The sequence below is a fragment of the Ralstonia sp. A12 genome (assembly GCF_000801955.1).
In the GTDB taxonomy this organism is placed as follows: domain Bacteria; phylum Pseudomonadota; class Gammaproteobacteria; order Burkholderiales; family Burkholderiaceae; genus Ralstonia.
The window spans coordinates 66,793-83,770 of the sequence record NZ_JSZO01000028.1 but is presented as its reverse complement, the minus strand read 5'-3'; the positions used below and the strand labels follow the sequence as shown (position 1 = coordinate 83,770).

The 16,978-nt window shown below is 65.9% G+C and carries 12 protein-coding genes; 5 read left to right on the top strand and 7 right to left on the bottom strand.

Annotated elements, in window-relative coordinates; translation table 11 throughout:
- Window positions 1–95: 95 nt before the first annotated feature.
- Window positions 96–3,059 (bottom strand): ribonucleoside-diphosphate reductase subunit alpha, encoded by a 2,964-nt coding sequence (locus PI87_RS22385; RefSeq protein WP_039599923.1) that lies wholly within the window; start codon window positions 3,057–3,059, stop codon window positions 96–98.
- 648 nt (window positions 3,060–3,707) lie between these two features.
- Here PI87_RS22385 and PI87_RS22380 point away from each other — a divergent pair.
- From PI87_RS22380 to PI87_RS22370, 3 genes are read left to right on the top strand one after another with little or no spacing between them, the layout of a single operon-like run.
- Window positions 3,708–5,729, top strand: coding sequence for an alkaline phosphatase family protein (locus PI87_RS22380; RefSeq protein ID WP_039599922.1), 2,022 nt, complete (start codon window positions 3,708–3,710; stop codon window positions 5,727–5,729).
- Window positions 5,730–5,762: 33 nt separating this feature from the next.
- On the top strand, window positions 5,763–5,960 hold the full coding sequence (locus PI87_RS22375; protein ID WP_039599921.1) for a hypothetical protein: 198 nt from the start codon (window positions 5,763–5,765) through the stop codon (window positions 5,958–5,960).
- Between the two features lie 39 nt (window positions 5,961–5,999).
- Window positions 6,000–8,147 carry a phosphocholine-specific phospholipase C gene (locus PI87_RS22370; RefSeq protein ID WP_039599920.1) on the top strand — a complete coding sequence of 716 codons (2,148 nt, stop codon included), beginning with the start codon at window positions 6,000–6,002 and terminating at the stop codon, window positions 8,145–8,147.
- Window positions 8,148–8,226: 79 nt separating this feature from the next.
- Here the strand turns inward: PI87_RS22370 and ampD are convergent, their stop codons facing one another.
- Genes ampD through PI87_RS22345 form a run of 5 tightly spaced genes read right to left on the bottom strand, consistent with a single transcriptional unit; the run spans window position 8,227 to window position 13,824 of the window.
- Complete coding sequence (gene ampD, locus PI87_RS22365) at window positions 8,227–8,829, bottom strand: 1,6-anhydro-N-acetylmuramyl-L-alanine amidase AmpD (protein ID WP_039599919.1); 603 nt, start codon at window positions 8,827–8,829, stop codon at window positions 8,227–8,229.
- Complete coding sequence (locus PI87_RS22360; protein ID WP_039599918.1) at window positions 8,822–10,459, bottom strand: sigma-54-dependent transcriptional regulator; 1,638 nt, start codon at window positions 10,457–10,459, stop codon at window positions 8,822–8,824. Before PI87_RS22360 ends, ampD begins: the two co-directional genes overlap by 8 nt.
- A gap of 39 nt (window positions 10,460–10,498) precedes the next feature.
- Window positions 10,499–12,601, bottom strand: coding sequence for an ATP-binding protein (locus PI87_RS22355; RefSeq protein WP_157003207.1), 2,103 nt, complete (start codon window positions 12,599–12,601; stop codon window positions 10,499–10,501).
- The gene (locus PI87_RS22350) at window positions 12,601–12,864 is read right to left on the bottom strand and encodes a hypothetical protein (protein WP_039599917.1); all 264 of its coding nucleotides are present in this window, start codon (window positions 12,862–12,864) and stop codon (window positions 12,601–12,603) included. The genes PI87_RS22355 and PI87_RS22350 overlap by 1 nt, the downstream gene beginning before the upstream one ends.
- Before the next feature lie 48 nt (window positions 12,865–12,912).
- The gene (locus PI87_RS22345; protein ID WP_039599916.1) at window positions 12,913–13,824 is read right to left on the bottom strand and encodes a cytochrome C assembly family protein; all 912 of its coding nucleotides are present in this window, start codon (window positions 13,822–13,824) and stop codon (window positions 12,913–12,915) included.
- Between the two features lie 162 nt (window positions 13,825–13,986).
- On the opposite strand from PI87_RS22345, the gene ffh reads away from it, so the two are divergent.
- Both ffh and PI87_RS22335 read left to right on the top strand, forming a co-directional pair.
- Window positions 13,987–15,402, top strand: coding sequence for a signal recognition particle protein (ffh, locus tag PI87_RS22340; RefSeq protein WP_039599915.1), 1,416 nt, complete (start codon window positions 13,987–13,989; stop codon window positions 15,400–15,402).
- 71 nt (window positions 15,403–15,473) lie between these two features.
- Window positions 15,474–16,025, top strand: coding sequence for a hypoxanthine-guanine phosphoribosyltransferase (locus PI87_RS22335; RefSeq protein ID WP_021196074.1), 552 nt, complete (start codon window positions 15,474–15,476; stop codon window positions 16,023–16,025).
- Window positions 16,026–16,096: 71 nt separating this feature from the next.
- Here the strand turns inward: PI87_RS22335 and PI87_RS22330 are convergent, their stop codons facing one another.
- The gene (locus PI87_RS22330) at window positions 16,097–16,972 is read right to left on the bottom strand and encodes a 2OG-Fe(II) oxygenase (protein ID WP_039599914.1); all 876 of its coding nucleotides are present in this window, start codon (window positions 16,970–16,972) and stop codon (window positions 16,097–16,099) included.
- Between the last annotated feature and the right edge of the window lie 6 nt (window positions 16,973–16,978).

The window sequence follows — 16,978 nt, the reverse complement described above, 5'->3', positions numbered from 1 at the left end:
GCGCATGCCACCGGCGTGGTCGCCGATGTCAGTGAATGGGCCGCATCGCTGATGCCATGCGGCCCCTGGGGCGCTTATTCAGCCCGCTCAGTGCCTTATTGGCAGGCTTCGCATTCCTCGAAACCGGGGTCGCCGGGGCGCATCGTGCACACGGCGCCTTCGGCTTCCGGCATGGCCTGGGCGGTGGCAGCAGCGGCATCCAGCGCGCTGGCCGGAGCGGCCGGTGCTGCACCTGCCGCCGACACACCACCCACATCGCTACCCGACGACACCGCATTCAGCGTGCCGCGCGACACGGTCGACTTCTCGACGTGCGTGGCGCCGATCGTGCGCAGGTAGTACGTGGTCTTCAGGCCGCGCAGCCATGCCAGCTTGTAGGTGTCGTCCAGCTTCTTGCCCGACGCGCCAGCCATGTAGATGTTCAGCGATTGTGCCTGGTCGATCCACTTCTGACGACGCGAAGCCGCTTCCACCAGCCACGTCGGTTCCACTTCGAAAGCCGTTGCGTACAGGTCGCGCAGGTCTTGCGGGATGCGGTCGATGCGGGCCAGCGAGCCGTCGAAGTACTTCAGGTCGGCGACCATCACTTCGTCCCACAGGCCGCGTGCCTTCAGGTCGCGCACCAGGTAATCGTTGACCACCGTGAACTCGCCCGACAGGTTCGACTTGACGTACAGGTTCTGGTACGTCGGCTCGATACAGGCCGACACGCCGATGATGTTGGAGATCGTGGCCGTCGGGGCGATCGCCACGCAGTTCGAGTTGCGCATGCCGTACTGCTTGATGCGGCCGCGCAGGCTGTCCCAGTCCATCGTGGACGACATGTCGGTTTCCAGGTAGCCGCCGCGCTCTTCGGCCAGCAGCTTGAGCGAGTCTTGCGGCAGGATGCCACGGTCCCACAGCGAGCCCTTGTAGCTGCTATAACGGCCGCGCTCTTCAGCCAGCTCGGTCGAAGCGTAATAGGCGTAGTAGCAGACCGCTTCCATCGAGGTGTCGGCAAACTGCACCGCGCCTTCGCTGGCGTACGGAATGCGCAGCACGTGCAGCGCGTCCTGGAAGCCCATGATGCCCATGCCGACCGGACGGTGGCGCAGGTTCGAATCACGTGCCTTCTTGACAGCGTAGTAGTTGATGTCGATCACGTTGTCGAGCATGCGCATGGCAGTGCGCACGGTCTTCTTCAGCTTCTCGTGATCCAGCACCACGCTGCCGTCAGCCTGCTTGACCAGGTGAGCCACCAGGTTCACCGAACCCAGGTTGCACACAGCGATTTCGCTGTCGTTGGTGTTCAGCGTGATTTCCGTGCACAGGTTGGAGCTGTGCACCACGCCCACGTGCTGCTGCGGGCTGCGGATGTTGCACGGGTCCTTGAACGTGATCCACGGGTGGCCGGTTTCGAACAGCATGCCCAGCATCTTGCGCCACAGTTGCAGCGCCGGCATCTTCTTGAAGAGCTTGATCTCGCCACGCGCGACCTTGTCTTCGTAGCCCAGGTAGGCTTGCTCGAATGCCTTGCCGACCTTGTCGTGCAGGTCCGGGCAGGTGGACGGCGAGAACAGCGTCCACTCACCGCCTTCCATCACGCGCTTCATGAACAGGTCCGGAATCCAGTTGGCCGTGTTCATGTCGTGCGTGCGGCGGCGGTCGTCGCCGGTGTTCTTGCGCAGCTCCAGGAATTCTTCGATATCCAGATGCCACGTTTCCAGGTACGCGCACACCGCGCCCTTGCGCTTGCCGCCCTGGTTCACGGCCACCGCCGTGTCGTTGACCACCTTCAGGAACGGCACCACACCTTGGCTCTTGCCGTTCGTGCCCTTGATGTGCGAGCCGAGTGCGCGCACGTTGGTCCAGTCGTTGCCCAGACCGCCGGCAAACTTCGACAGCAGCGCGTTTTCCTTCAGCGCTTCGTAGATGCCGTCCAGGTCATCCGACACGGTGGTCAGGTAGCACGACGACAGTTGCGAGCGGCGCGTGCCCGAGTTGAACAGCGTCGGCGTGGACGACATGAAGTCGAACGACGACAGCAGTTGGTAGAACTCGATGGCGCGGGCTTCGCGGTCGATTTCGTTCAGCGACAAGCCCATCGCCACGCGCATGAAGAATGCCTGCGGCATCTCGATGCGGGTTTCGTTGATGTGCAGGAAGTAGCGGTCGTACAGCGTCTGCAGGCCGAGGTAGTTGAACTGGAAGTCGCGCGAGGCGTCCATCGCCGCGCCCAGGCGGGCCAGGTCGAACTGGGCCAGCTTCTCGTCCAGCAGCTCGGCGTTGATGCCGCGCTTGATGAATTGCGGGAAGTAGTCGACATAGCGCGCACCCATTTCGGCTTGCGTGACTTCTTCACCGAGGATTTCGCGGCGGATCGTGTGCATCAGGATGCGCGCGGTGACTTGGCTGTAGGCCGGGTCCTTTTCGATCAGGGTACGCGAGGCCAGGATGGCCGAGTCGTACACCTGCGTCATCGGCACGCCTTCATACAGGTTCTTGACCGTTTCCTTGAGGATCGGCTCCGGGTCCACCGCTTCGCCCAGGCCTTCGCAGGCCGAGACGATCACGTTGCGCAGGGCAGCCATGTCCAGCGGGCGGGTGATGCCGCCGTCGGTCACGTTCAGGCCGATGAAGGCCGGTTGCTGCTGCGTTTCGCCAGCTTGCGCGCGCTCCTGGGCGCGACGCTCGCGATACAGCACGTAGGCGCGGGCCACATCGTGCTCGCCCGAGCGCATCAGGGCCAGTTCAACCTGATCCTGCACGTCTTCAATGTGGAACGTGCCGCCGTTCGGGCGGCTGCGCAGCAGGGCGCGCACCACGTTCTGCGTCTGTTGGTCGACCAGCTCGCGCACACGCGCGGAAGCAGCGCCCTGCCCGCCATTCACGGCGAGGAAGGCCTTGGTCATGGCCACAGCGATCTTGGAAGGCTCGAAGCTGACCACGGCGCCGTTGCGGCGGATGATCTTGTAGTCAGCGTAGCCGGCGCTGGCGGCCACGGCCGTGCCACCAGCGCTTTGCGCAAATTGAGAAGGATTGGCGGTGCCGGAGTGAATTTCGGATTGGGCCGTTTGCATAAGGACTCCTGTTGAACCGTTCGATTAGCGGCTCGCCCCGGGTAGTGAACCCTTGGCAAACCCTTGCGCCGCGCAGAGAAAAAGAGACGGAAAAGGCCCTTGCCCTTCCTCAGCCCCCAAGCGCCGGCAAGACCACACCGTACGCCCGCCCCCGCGCGGGTGCCGAAATAAGAATCCCGGAAATTCAGCACTACATCTAGTGTGTCACCCCGGGATTGGCGCTAAGTATAGTGGGCCAATCGAATTTGCCTAGTCTTGACAGATGGGGTTTCGGGGGCTTTTTTGCAATCGGAATGCGGTGCCGCAAGCCCGCTATCTCAGTCTGCACAACGGGTCGTCGGGGCTCGCGTGCGGCGTCGCAATGGACACATTCCAAGAATAATTCTTTCTATCGACTGCGCAAGTTCGATAGACGTCACCTCATCTGCGGTAGGGGTATGTGTGGTGTGCACTGCACTGGTGCGCAGATGCCCCATCGTCGGCTCCCGACGGTTCCTGGTGCGCTCAAGAAATCCGAATAGCGGCATCAGCATTCTTGCCGCGCCTGTCACCTGAGCGACAGGCCCCGTCCCTACTCTTCGGTCGCATTGCGGGGGAGCGCAATCACTGCGGCCAGCGTGCCGCGCACACAGACCGAGGAAAACCAACATGGCATCGAACCAACCTGCCCGCCGCCTGCTCACAGCCGCGCTAGGCGCAACCGTGGCAGCCACGCTGACGGCCTGCGGCGGCGGCAGCGACAGTGCACCCGTCGCCAACCCGGGCGGCACGACCGTGCCATCCACCAGCGCCAGCAAGAAGGTGCTGGTGGTGGGCGTGGACGGCGCCACCTACGCGCAGGTGCAGAGCGCGCTACTGCAGCGCAGCCTGCCGAACCTGGGCGCGCTGTCCGTGATGCCCGCTTCGACCGGCGGCACGCTGGGCACGACCACCGCGCAACCGCCGCTGGATACGCCGAGCTGGGCCACCGTGCTGTCGGGCGCCTGGCAGAACCGCCACGGCGTGACCGACGACACCGTCACCACCCTGGCCGCCCCGAGCGTCTTCAGCTACGCACGCAGCGCCGCCAAGGCCGCCGGTACCACGCAGCGCTTGGGCGCGGCCGTCAGCTCGGCCGTGCTGCCCACCCTGCTCAAGGCCGATCAACAGGCCGGCAACCTCGACACGCTGGTCGACTGCGCCCAGGTCGACGCCTGCGTCACGCAGAACAGCGTGAAGCTGGTGCAATCCGGCTACGACGTTGTCTTCGCGCAGTACACCGCGCCAGCCGCCGCGGCGCTGGCTTCGGGCCTGCAAAGCGATGCGTACGCCACCGCGCTGAGCAGCGTCGACCAGGCGCTCGGCATGCTGCAAGCGGCCATCGCCCAACGCCGCGCCGCCAACCCGAATGAAGACTGGCTCGTGGTCGTCACAACCAGCCACGGGCTGGATACCACCGGCGCCACTACCTCGGCACCCACGCTGGAAAACCGCACCGCCTTCATCGCGCTCAACAAAACGGTCAACCCGGTCTTGGGCAAGAACGGCACGGCTGCCCCCACGACCGAAGCTGCCCTGGCCGCCCTGCCGAGCGAAGCCGACATCGTGCCGACCGTGCTGGCGCAACTGAACGCCACCGTGCCGTCGACTGCACACAAGCTCGACGGTGCCGCGCTCACGGCCAGCACGGTGGGGGTGCGCAACCTCCAGAGCACAGTGGGCGCGTACAGCGCGTCGCTGGTGCTGAACTGGCAGAACCCGACCGCCGCCAGCGGCCCGATTTCCGTACTGCGCGACGGCAAGCCGGTCGCCACGCTGCCCGCCACGGCCACGCAGTACACCGACAGCAACATCGCCACGACCAACGGCCTGTACAGCATCAACTACACGCTGGTGCGCAACAACGTGCCGGTGTCGATGCTGGCGCAGATCAACTACGTGGCGCCGATACCGCTGGCCACCACGCTGACCAACAGCCTGGCGACGTACTACAGCTTCGACCCGCTGCCGCCGACGGATCGCAAGAACAGTTCGACGCTGGGCCCATGGGTGGCGGGCACTGACGGCGGCTCGGCCGTGACCGATCCGTTTGGCGGCAAGGCACTGGCGGTCGATTCGCGCATCGACGCGTACAAGCTTACGCAGACCGGCGCCGACATCGCCCAGAGCCCGCAATTCACCATCGGCTTCTGGTTCAAGTCGGACTGCACGCAGGGCAACGGCACGGGCGAGCCGATCCTCTCCAACAAGAACTACTACTCCGGCGCCAACGCGGGCATCGCCATCGCCCTGTGGGGTGGATGCGAGGTGCGCTTCAACCTGGGCAGCGGCGGCAAGCGCGATGACATCCAGGGCATGAAGTTCAGCGCCAACCAGTGGGCGTACCTGGCCCTGTCGGTGGACACGCAGGCCAAGCTGTTCAGCGCCTACATCCTCGATCCGGTGCTCGGCGTACAGAAGACGGAAGACCGCGCCATCGCCAACACCGACGTCACCAAGCTCAACGGCCTGGCCACCAAGGTCTGGGGCGTGAACGACGACGCCACGCACAACTACGTGCCCAACAACCCGGGCGCACTCAAGGGCGTGATGGCCTTCGACGACCTGGCCATGTGGACGCGCCGCCTGACGCTGGATGAACTCAAGTCGATCAACGGCTCGCACCAGCCGCTGTCGTCGCTCAATCCCTGATCCCCTCCCCCTCCACCCCGAACGAGACCGCTCATGAAGCCTTTCATCAACCATCTCGCGCGGCCGCACTGGCTGGCCGCCATGCTGCTGTGCGCCGCCACCTTGTCGCTGTCGGCCTGCGGCAGCGATTCGAACGACGGCACGCCGGGCACCGGCAGCCCCGGCACCGCCCAGCCGGACCAGCCCGGCCAACCGCCGGCCAACAAGCCGAACCTGCACTGCGCTCCGTAAGCCGCGCTGCCTCTCCATCGACTTGCGTTTGAGACCGACATGACTTCCAACACCAACAACGGCAGCCGCCGCAACTTCCTCAAGATGGCCAGCACGGGCGCGATTTCCGCCGCCGCGCTGGCCGCCTTCCCGCCGTCGATCCGCCGTGCGCTGGCGATTCCCGCCAACAACGCCACCGGCACGATGCGCGACATCGAGCACGTGGTGATCCTGATGCAGGAGAACCGCTCGTTCGACAACTACTTCGGCACGCTGCAGGGCGTGCGCGGCTTTGGTGATCGCTTCCCGATCCCGCTGGCCGGCGGCCTGAACGTCTGGCAGCAGACCTACACCAGCGGCGGCACGTCACGCACGGTGTTGCCGTATTACCTCGACAGCAGCGCCGGCAACGCGCAGCGCGTCTCGGGCACGCCGCACAGCTACCCCGACGCACAACAGGCGTGGGACCTCGGCCGCATGAGCAAGTGGCCGACCTACAAGCAGACGCAGTCGATGGGCTATTACAAGCAGACCGAGCTGGACTTCCAGTTTGCGCTGGCCAATGCCTTCACGCTGTGCGATGCGTACCACTGCGGCTTCCACGGCGGCACCAACACCAACCGCCTGTTCCACTGGACTGGCACGAACGACCCGACGGGTGCAAACGGCGGCCCGGTCATCGACAACAGCGGCGACCACCTCGACGCCGGCGTCACCTACAACTGGATGACCTACCCCGAGCGCCTGCAGACCGCCGGCGTATCGTGGAAGGTCTACCAGAACATGCCGGACAACTTCACCGACAACCCGCTCGCCGGCTTCAAGACCTACCGCGACGCCAACGCTGCACGCGGCAACCTGAAAGACGGCAGCCCGTTCCCGCCGTACACGCCCGCAGACGAAACCATCAGCCCGCTGATCAAGGGTGTGGGCAACACCATGCCCGACGGCGGTTTCCTGCAAGCACTGAAGGACGACATCGCCGCCGGCCAGTTGCCGCAGGTGTCGTGGATCGTCGCGCCGGCCACGTACTCCGAGCACCCCGGACCGTCGAGCCCCGTGCAGGGCGCGTGGTACACGCAGGAAGTGCTCAACGCGCTCACCGCCAACCCGGCCGTGTGGAGCAAGACCGTGCTGTTCATCAACTTTGATGAGAACGACGGCTTCTTCGACCACGTGCCGCCGCCCGCCGCCCCGGCCTATGACGGCGGCGTGCTGGCCGGCAAGTCGACGGTGAGCACCGCCGGCGAATACCACACCGACAAGAACCCGTACGGCCCCGGCCCGCGCGTGCCGATGTACATCGTCTCGCCGTGGAGCCGCGGCGGTTGGGTCAACTCGCAAGCGTTCGACCACACCTCGGTGCTGCGCTTCCTGGAACTGCGCTTCAACGTCAAGGAGACGAACATCAGCGCGTACCGCCGCGCCGTGCTGGGCGACCTGACCAGCGCCTTCAACTTCGTCAACCCGAACAACGAAACGCTGCCCACGCTGCCCAGCCGTGACAAGACCACGGCTGACAACATCCGTGCTGCGCAGCAGGCCAAGGCCCAGGTGCCGCTGCCCACGGTGGCCGCGCAGCAACTGCCCGTTCAGGCCACCGGCACACGCCCCTCGCGCGCCCTGCCATACGAGCTGCACGTCAGCGCCCGTGAAGACGCCACCAACCGTGCATTGCGCCTGATCTTCAGCAACACCGGCACGGCCGCCGCCGTCTTCCACGTGTACGACCGTCTGCACCTGGATCGCGTGCCGCGCCGCTACGCGGTTGAGCCCGGCAAGATGCTCGACGACGCGTGGGACGTATACACCGCTGACAAGGGCAAGTACGACCTGTGGGTGCTCGGCCCCAACGGCTTCCACCGCGCGTTCTCGGGCGACGTGAGCGCCGTGTCGGCCGCGGGCTCCAGCGCACCGGAAATCCGCGTGTGCTACGACCTGGCCAACGCCGAGGTCTACGTGACGATGATGAACACCGGCACCACCGGCTGCACCTTCACCGTCAAGCCGAACGCGTACCGCAATGACGGCCCGTGGACGTTCGACATCCCGGCAGGCAAGCAGCTCGACCAGCACTGGCCAATCGCGCGTCAGGGCAACTGGTACGACTTCACGGTAACGGTGCCGCAAGGCGGCTTCACGCGACGCTTTGCCGGCCGCATGGAAACCGGCAAGGACGGCGTGTCCGACCCGGCCATGGGTACCTAAGGCTGTGAACTAGAAAAAAGAAGCAGAGAGGAGAACGCGGGCGGCCTTCGCAAGGGGGTCGCCCGTTTCTATTGCAACGTCAGAGCGCGTGCTGATACGGAAACAGCGCCGCGTTGAAGCCGCCGAGCGCACGCAGATGCGCCCAGTCAAAGCACGGCCCCGGATCCGTCTTGCGGCCCGGCGCAATGTCCGAATGCCCGGCAATCGCCGCAATCGGATACGCCGCGCAAATCGCCCGCACCAGCGATGCCGTGGTGGCGTACTGCTCGGGCGTAAAGGGCAGGTTATCCGTGCCCTCGATCTCGATGCCGACCGAGAAATCGTTGCAGCGCGTGCGGCCGAAAAAGTCCGATGCACCGGCATGCCACGCGCGCACGCCGCACGGCGCGAACTGCACGCACTCGCCAGTGCGGCGGATGAAGAAATGCGCCGACACACGTACGCCGCGCAACTGGTCGAAGTACGGGTGCGCGTCGCAGTCGAGCGTGTTGGTGAAGAAATTGAGCACGTTGTCCGTGCCGAAATCGGTATCGGACTGCGCAGGCGGCAGGCTGATGTTGTGCAGCACGATCAGGTCGATCGGCATGCCTTCCGGCCGCTCGTCGACGTTGGGCGACGGGTGACGGCGCGCGCCGCTCACCCAGCCGTCGGCGTCGACATGCAGGCCTTGCGGTTCAGACATCACCGTTCAGGCCGTTGCCGGCCGTTTCACCCAGACCGCTGGCAGTTTCAATGTCACGCGGGTCACGGATGCCGAGTTGCTGCATGCGATAGCGCAACTGGCGGAACGACAGGCCGAGCAGCTTGGCAGCCGCCGTACGATTGAAGCCCGTCTGGTCCAGCGCCGCCAGGATCACGCTGCGCTCGACCGACTCCAGATACGCCGGCAGATCAATAGGCAGTGCCACATTCGGCAGCGTCGGTTCCGTCGTTGCGGAGGACGGCGCGGGCTCCGCCGGTTGCACCACCGGTTGCGGCATGCCCATCGGACTCGGCACGGGCGCCGGCATATAGACCGCGTCGGGCCAGCCCGTCACGGGCGAGGGCGCCATCGTGTGGCCACTCCCCTGCAGACCTTGCGCGGCGGCCTGCGCCTCGCGCGTGCGATGGAACAGCGGCGAGCGCTCGATCTCGGCACCCAGCGCGCCCAGGTCATCCACGTCGATCGACTCGCCTTCGGCAAACGCGTACGCACGCTCGAGCAGGTTCTCCAGCTCGCGCACGTTGCCCGGGAACGGATACGCGCACAACTGCTGCAGCGCCGGGCGCGTCAGGCGCTTGGGGCGCGGATCGCCGTAACGATTGGCGAGCTGCTCCAGCAGCACGCCGGCCAGCACGGGCACGTCTTCGCCGCGCTCGCGCAGCGTGGGCATACGCAGTTCCAGCACGTTCAGGCGGTAGAACAAGTCTTCGCGGAAGCGACCGGCGGCAACCAGGCGCGCCAGGTTCTGGTGGCTCGCGCACACCACGCGCACGTCGACCGGGTCTTCGCGGCTCTCGCCGATCTTGCGTACGCGGCGCTCCTGCAGTGCGCGCAGCAATTTCACCTGCATGGTCAGCGGCAGGTCGGCCACCTCATCCAGCATGAGCGTGCCGCCGTTGGCTGCCTGGAAGAAGCCCTGGCGATCGCTGTCAGCACCGGTGAAGGCGCCCTTCACGTAGCCGAAGAACTCGGCTTCCATCAGGTTCTCGGGAATCGCGCCGCAGTTGACGGCCACGAACGGTCGCGACGCGCGTGCCGACAGCGCATGAACGGCGCGCGCCGCACGTTCCTTGCCGCTGCCCGACTCCCCGCTGATGACCACCGGTGCCATGCTGCGCGCCAGCCGCATCAGCGAGCGGCGCACTTCCTGCATGGCGGCGGAGTGGCCTGGCAGCAGGTCGTTGGTGCGCTCGGCTAGGTCGGAACTACCCGGGTCGGGATCGCGCTGCTGGCGACCCAGCGCATTGAGCACGAGGCTGCGCAGTTGATCGAGCGAGAGCGGCTTAGCGATGTAGTCGAACGCACCGGCCTTGAGTGCCTCGACGGCGTTCTCGGCACTGCCATACGCGGTGATGACGGCTACCGGCGTGCGGTCCGCCGTGGCCGAGAGCTGGCGCACGAGTTCGATGCCCAGGCCATCGCCCAGGCGCATGTCGGTCAGCACCAACGCAAAGCGCTGGCGGGACAAGGCCTCGCGTGCTTCGGCCAGCCCACCGGCGAGCACCACGTCATGCCCCATGCGGCGCAGGGAAATCTCCAACAGCTCGCGCAGGTCGGCTTCGTCATCGACGACGAGAATGGGTTCGCGAACGATGGCGACTTTGGACATGGATCAGCGGACAATCGGCAGAAATTCGCAGCCGGCGGTTTATTCCGCAACGGCCAAGGCAGGTTGGTCAAACATCAGGGTGATCACGAAGGCGCGGCGCGGCAATGTGTCGCGCGCCTCCATGGTCAACGCTCCGGTGCGATCGAGCAAGGATTCCAGCGCGATGGCGCCGTATCGGATTTGCGCATCGTTGGCGCTGCACAACTCGCGCGCCATGTAGAGGCCAAGGCCAGTGCCTTGTGCGTCATTCGTGAAGAACGGCTCAAACAGGCTGCGCTGCTGCTCGGTGGGCACCTCGGGGCCGTCATTCCAGATCACGAGTTCAGCGTGCGTCTCATCCAGTGCATAGGCAGCCAACAGGATCGAGCCCGGCACGCGGCGGCAATAGCGCAGCGCGTTGTCGAGCATGTTGCCAACCACCTGCTGCAACTGCGCCGGGTCGAACAGCACGGGCTTGTCCAGGTCGACTGCCACGCGCACGAGGTTGGGGTTGATCTCGGCACCCACGCCTGATGCACCTGCGGCACCCGCACGGCGCAGCGCTTCGGCACGCCAGCGCTCCACCACTTCGGGCAGCACCTGCGCGAGCTGCACACGCACACGCTCACCGCGCGGCCGGCGCGAGAGCATCAGCACATCGGCGACCACCTGATCGAGCCTGCGCACGTTGTCGCGGATGATGCGCAGCAGGCGCGTTTCGACACCGGAGCCTTCGGGCCGCGTGTGGCCACTCCCCTCCATGCCCTCGCCCGGGTCGTCCAACAACTCGGCCGCCTGGCTGATCGCGGCCAGCGGGTTGCGGATCTGGTGCGCGACGCTCGCCACCAGCCGCCCCATCGAGGCGAGCTTTTCCTGTTGCGCCTGCTCGGCCACGCGCTCCCAGCTTTCCACGTGGACGAGCACGGTGTCGTGCAGCTCGTGACGCAGGAAAGCCTCGTCGTCAGCCGACCAGCCCTGTGTGCCCGCTTCGGCCGACAGGTTGCGCAGGCGCAGCATCTCGCCGCCCTCGCCCGGCAGGCCCAGGCCGATCGAGCTGACCAGGCTGTCCATATAGACGCTGCGCAGGTTGGCCAAGCTTGGCAGGATGAAGCGCAGGCGCAGGCGGGCATGCAATGTTCTGCGGCCGCCCGAGGCAACGGGCATCAGGTCGAGAATGCGCGGCGCATCGTCATCGCCCGTGGCGTCGCCCGCGGCTGGGTGACGGCTCTTGCGACGCAGCCATTGACGCAGCGTTTCGAGCAGCGGACGCAGGTGCGGCACGTCCTTCAGGTCGAACAGCATCGCGCCGCTGTTCACGAAGGCGTTCTGCGACACGCCCAGCAGCATGGCAGCGGCTGGGTTGGCGGCCACCACGCGACCATCGGCGCGCACCAGCATCACGCCGTCCTGCATGTCGTAGACCATCAGGCGGTTGACCAACTGCTGCAGGCGCAGCTCGCGCTCGCGCGCCATGGTCAAACGCTCCTGCGCGATCTGCCGGTGCGACAGCCCATACATCATCGACGCGGCCATCATGTAGATGAGGCCATACAGCCCAGCCGAGGCCAGCCCCGGCTCGATCAGCCCATCGCCGATCATGTGCAGGAACGGGTCGGCCAAGACCACCATCGACGCCACCGCCGCCGTGAACAGCGCGAACAGCAGGCTGGTGAGCGCACCGGCCGCCAGCACCGGCATCAGGAACACCATCGCCACGCTGGCCGACAATCGCGACAGCGTGGCATACGCCAGCCCCAGGAACAGCAGGTCCAGCACCACGTCCAGCCGCACGCGGAACTGGAAGCGCGAGCGCCACCATCCGGCCGCAGCCAGCGTCAGCAGGGCGAGCGCGAGGTATGGCAGCGTAAGGCTGAGCAGCGCATCGCTGTTGGGTAGTGCGGCAGCCTCGGCATGCTCGCGCGGCACCATGACGAACAGCAGCAGCACCAGCGCCACAGCCGCACGGCTGAAGGCGAAATAGCGCAGCAGGCGCCACTGGAATTCAGGGGGATCGGGTTCCAGCCAGACCGAGCGCAACGCACGCCAGGCATTCAGGCGTGAGAGCAGCGTGCGGAAGCCGGACCGTGCGGCGCCGTTGGGGGCTTCGCCCGGCGTGACGGGCTTGGACTGCAGGTCAGTCTGCGAGCGGGACACCTCGGGCATCACGCGCCGTCCCGGTCGGCGTGTTCCGGGCAGCGGTAGCGGCCGCCGGGCAGCGCAACCATGCTGGTGCGCGGGGCATGCACGCCACACACAGCGCATTGCTCGATCGGCTGGGAAGCCGCGCGTTCAGACGCGCGCTTCGTGCTTCCCGGCGACGGCCCCTGCCCGGGCGAACGCGATGAACGCGACGGGCGCTCCCCCAGGCGGCTCAGCCACCACAAGCCGGCGAGCAGCATCAGGATCAGCAGGACAGGACGGGCCATGGACGAGAAAACGACAACGAAAGAGAAGCTGGAGGCGCCAAGAACGCGCTACACGCGGTGCAGGATGACTTCGAGCACAAAGCGGCTGCCCACATAGGCCAGAAGCAGGATCGAGAACGCCGCCATCACCCAGCGCAACGCCACGCGCCCGCGCCAGCCGCGGAAACGGCGCCCCACCAGGATGCCGCCAAACATCAGCCACGACAGCACTGCGAACACATTCTTGTGATCGAACTGGAAGGCACGATGGAACAACTGCTCGGAGAAAAGCGCGCCCGAAGCAATGGTCAACGTAAGCAGCACAAAGCCCGCACCGATCAGGCGGAACAGCAACTTTTCAAGCGTCAGCAGCGGCGGCAGCAGATCCAGCCAGCGGCTGAACCAGCTTGCCTCGGCGGGGCGGTTGATGGTGTGCAGGCGGCGCTCGGCGGCCAGCATCAGGATCGCGTGGAACGCCGCCAGCGTGAACAGCCCATAGGCCACGTTAGCGATGGCGAAGTGCAGCTTGAACAGCGGGCTGGCCGCATAGCCGAGGATCTGCGTACCGGGAAAGGCCAGCGGCAGCAGACTGCCAACCAGCGCCACCGGCATCACTAGCAAACCCAGACCGGCCAGCGAGAAGAACAGGCTTTCGATCCAGAAGATGCCCACACCCAGCCACAGCATGGCCGACAGCGCGTAGGCAAAGCCGAACACCATCGAACTGGCGGGGAAGATGGTCTCGTGCAGCAGGAAGCCGTGCGCGGTCAGGGCCGCCAGCAGGGCCCAGCGCCACCAGACTGGAACGGCATCGGCGGCGGCCGGCGGCGGTGGCACGAGTACCGTGGCGGCCGGCGATTGCCCGCCAGCCGCAATGGCGCCGGCAGCGGCCCGGGCTCCAAGCCCGCCGCGTCGCGCCCACGCCACCGAAGCGAGGGCACCATAGAGAAGCGCCGTCAGCGCATACAGTACAATTGCCATTTGCACAGTTTACCGCAGCGCACCCCGGTTTTGGCTGGGGCCCGCCCCCGCCGAAAGCCTCGCCGGGTGACCAAGCGGAACGCACATTCCCAGCCGGTGCAAGCCAAGCGCGCGCCGGTCTCATCTTCACCCTGTCCCCAATTCCGGATCCCTGTCACTGTCATGCTGGATAACCTGACCCAACGGCTCGCGCGCGTGGTCAAGACCATGCGCGGCGAAGCGCGCCTGACCGAAGCCAACACCGCTGAGATGCTGCGCGAAGTCCGCCTGGCACTGCTCGAGGCCGACGTGGCGCTGCCGGTCGTGCGCGAATTCATTGCCCGCGTCAAGGAAAAGGCACTCGGCGAGGAAGTCATTACCAGCCTGTCGCCGGGCCAAGCGCTGGTCGGCATCGTGCAGCGCGAGCTGACAGCCATCATCGGCGGTCAGGAAGCGCTGGAAGGCGCCGGCACCACCATCATGGGTGGGCGCGCAGCCGAGCTGAACCTCAACGTCACGCCGCCCGCGATCATCCTGATGGCCGGTCTGCAGGGTGCGGGTAAGACCACCACGGTCGGCAAGCTGGCCAAGTGGCTCAAAGAGAACAAGAAGAAGAAAGTGCTGACGGTGTCGTGCGACGTGTATCGCCCCGCCGCCATCGCGCAGTTGAAGACCGTATCCGAACAGGTCGGCGCCGACTTCTTCCCCTCGCAGCCCGACCAGAAGCCGGTGGACATTGCCGCCGCCGCGCTGGACTGGGCCAAGAAGCACTATCACGACGTGCTGATCGTCGATACGGCCGGCCGCCTCGGCATTGACGAGGCGATGATGCAAGAGATCGCCGCGCTGCATGCCACGCTCAAGCCGGCGGAAACGCTGTTCGTGGTCGACGCGATGCTCGGCCAGGATGCGGTCAACACCGCCAAGGCCTTCAACGACACCCTGCCGCTGACCGGCGTCGTGCTGACCAAGCTCGACGGTGATGCGCGCGGCGGCGCGGCGCTGTCGGTGCGTCACATCACGGGCAAGCCGATCAAGTTCGTTGGCGTGGCCGAAAAGCTCGACGGGCTGGAGCCGTTCTACCCCGACCGCATGGCCCAGCGCATTCTGGGCATGGGCGACATCCTTGCGCTGGTGGAAGAAGCCCAGCGCGGTGTCGACATGGAAGAGGCGCAGAAGCTTGCCGCCAAGATCAAGAAGACCGGCGGCTTTGACCTCGAAGACTTCAAGGCCCAGATCGGCCAGATGAAGAAGATGGGCGGACTGGGCAGCCTGATGGACAAGCTGCCCGCGCAGTTTGCGCAGCAGGCCCAGGGCGCCAACATGGACCAGGCGGAAAAGCAGGTCCGCCGCATGGAAGGCATCATCAACAGCATGACCGCCGCCGAGCGCGCCAAACCCGAACTCATCAAGGCCAGCCGCAAGCGCCGCATTGCTGCAGGCGCGGGTGTGCAGGTGCAGGAAGTCAACCGCCTGCTCAACCAATTCGAGCAGATGCAAACCATGATGAAGAAGCTCAAGGGCGGCGGCATGATGAAGATGATGCGCGCCATGGGCGGCATGAAAGGTGGCATGAAGGGCTTGTTGGGCGGCCGCTGAGCCGACTAACCTTTCCCTTGAACACCTCGCCCCGATTGATTGACACCGAACCGTTTCACCCAACTGACACGATGCTGAGCGCAGAACAGGCCCGCGAACTCTGGGCCAACTCCGAAGAAATCGTCAGCGAAGACGCCGTACGCGGCTCGCTGGATCGCATGGCCACCGAAATCACCGAGAAGATCGGCGACACCTTCCCGATGGTGTTGTCTGTGATGGGCGGCGCTGCCGTCTTCACCGGCATGCTGTTGCCCAAGCTGGCGTTCCCGCTGGAGTTCGACTACATCCACCTGTCGCGCTACAACAACCAGACCGTCGGCAGCAAAGAGATGCAGTGGCGCGTGGCGCCGCGCGAGTCGGTCAAGGGCCGCACGGTGCTGGTGCTCGACGACATCCTCGACGAAGGCGAAACGATGGCCGCCATCCGCTCGCGCATCATCGACATGGGCGCCTCCGAGTTCTACTCTGCAGTGCTGTGCGAGAAGACGCTCGCCAAGGACAAGCCGCTGTACCCGGATTTCTGCGGCTTCAACGTGCCCGACCGCTACGTGTTCGGCTGCGGCATGGATGCCAAGGGCTACTGGCGCAACCTGCCGACCATCCGCGCGCTGAAGAACACCTGACGCGGTGCAGGGACCAACAAAAAGGGCGACTCGACGGTCGCCCTTTTTCGTTCCGGGGGAATTCGCACCACTCACGCGCCGCGACGATACGGCCGCTCGCGCAGCCACTTGGTGGCGATCCACTTCTCACCGCGCTCGACCGGCAGGCCGGCGTGCAGCGTGTCTTCATCCAGCGTACCGTCGGGCCGCTTGTAGACGAAGAAGACCGCGTTACCTTTGACCGGCGCCACCTCCAGGCCAAGCTTCGGGAAGCCCGTCGCCCCGCCCGCCTGCACGCTGTTCAGGTAGATGACAAGCGTTGCCACGCGCTGGCCGCCCACCTCAAGCTGACGCGCCTCGCCGCTGCGGCTCGGGTTGAAGAAATCGAAATGCGGCTGGTATTCGCCGCCGGGGTGGTAGTGCAGCACCTGGAAGCCCTCGCCGTGCTCGACCGGCACGCCGGTGGCCTGGGCGATACGCGCCTCGATCTTGGCGATCAACGGATGCTCGCCCACCTGGAACATCGCGCCTTCGCTGGTGCGCGCGGCGATCAGGTTTTCCTCACCCGTTTCCGGATTCACTACGGGCGAGCGCTTCAGGCGGTTGTAGCCCAGTGCGATGAGCTGGTCGCATTCCTCATCCGACAGAAAGTGCTGGAACAGCACGATGCGCGGCGTCTCAAGCGCAAACAGGATGGGGATGTCGCCGTCGGCAGTGCGCACGGCGTTGCTGTTCTCGACGGCCTCCGTAGCCGGCTGTGCTGCAGACGCCGGCACGGGTGCCACGACGGGCGCCGGCGCGCGTTGGCCAAGCGCCTCGTCCACCACGCGGCGCGCGAACGCGCGGTCGTAGCCGGACTGCACCATCGAGGTGACCAGCGAATCCGCCTCGAAGCCTTCTGCCACATGGCGCTGCAGCCAGTCGTGCAGCGCGTCAGACATGGTTGCGTACGGTTGGGTGGTGGACATGCGGAG

Bases quoted from the DNA above. Each gene is read 5' to 3' on its own strand.
- PI87_RS22360 (WP_039599918.1), bottom strand. From the start codon at position 10,459: ATGTCCAAAGTCGCCATCGTTCGCGAACCCATTCTCGTCGTCGATGAC.
- PI87_RS22370 (WP_039599920.1), top strand. From the start codon at position 6,000: ATGACTTCCAACACCAACAACGGCAGCCGCCGCAACTTCCTCAAGATG.
- PI87_RS22350 (WP_039599917.1), bottom strand. From the start codon at position 12,864: ATGGCCCGTCCTGTCCTGCTGATCCTGATGCTGCTCGCCGGCTTGTGG.
- PI87_RS22335 (WP_021196074.1), top strand. From the start codon at position 15,474: ATGCTGAGCGCAGAACAGGCCCGCGAACTCTGGGCCAACTCCGAAGAA.
- PI87_RS22380 (WP_039599922.1), top strand. From the start codon at position 3,708: ATGGCATCGAACCAACCTGCCCGCCGCCTGCTCACAGCCGCGCTAGGC.
- PI87_RS22330 (WP_039599914.1), bottom strand. From the start codon at position 16,972: ATGTCCACCACCCAACCGTACGCAACCATGTCTGACGCGCTGCACGAC.
- PI87_RS22345 (WP_039599916.1), bottom strand. From the start codon at position 13,824: ATGGCAATTGTACTGTATGCGCTGACGGCGCTTCTCTATGGTGCCCTC.
- PI87_RS22385 (WP_039599923.1), bottom strand. From the start codon at position 3,059: ATGCAAACGGCCCAATCCGAAATTCACTCCGGCACCGCCAATCCTTCT.
- PI87_RS22375 (WP_039599921.1), top strand. From the start codon at position 5,763: ATGAAGCCTTTCATCAACCATCTCGCGCGGCCGCACTGGCTGGCCGCC.
- PI87_RS22355 (WP_157003207.1), bottom strand. From the start codon at position 12,601: ATGCCCGAGGTGTCCCGCTCGCAGACTGACCTGCAGTCCAAGCCCGTC.
- ffh (WP_039599915.1), top strand. From the start codon at position 13,987: ATGCTGGATAACCTGACCCAACGGCTCGCGCGCGTGGTCAAGACCATG.
- ampD (WP_039599919.1), bottom strand. From the start codon at position 8,829: ATGTCTGAACCGCAAGGCCTGCATGTCGACGCCGACGGCTGGGTGAGC.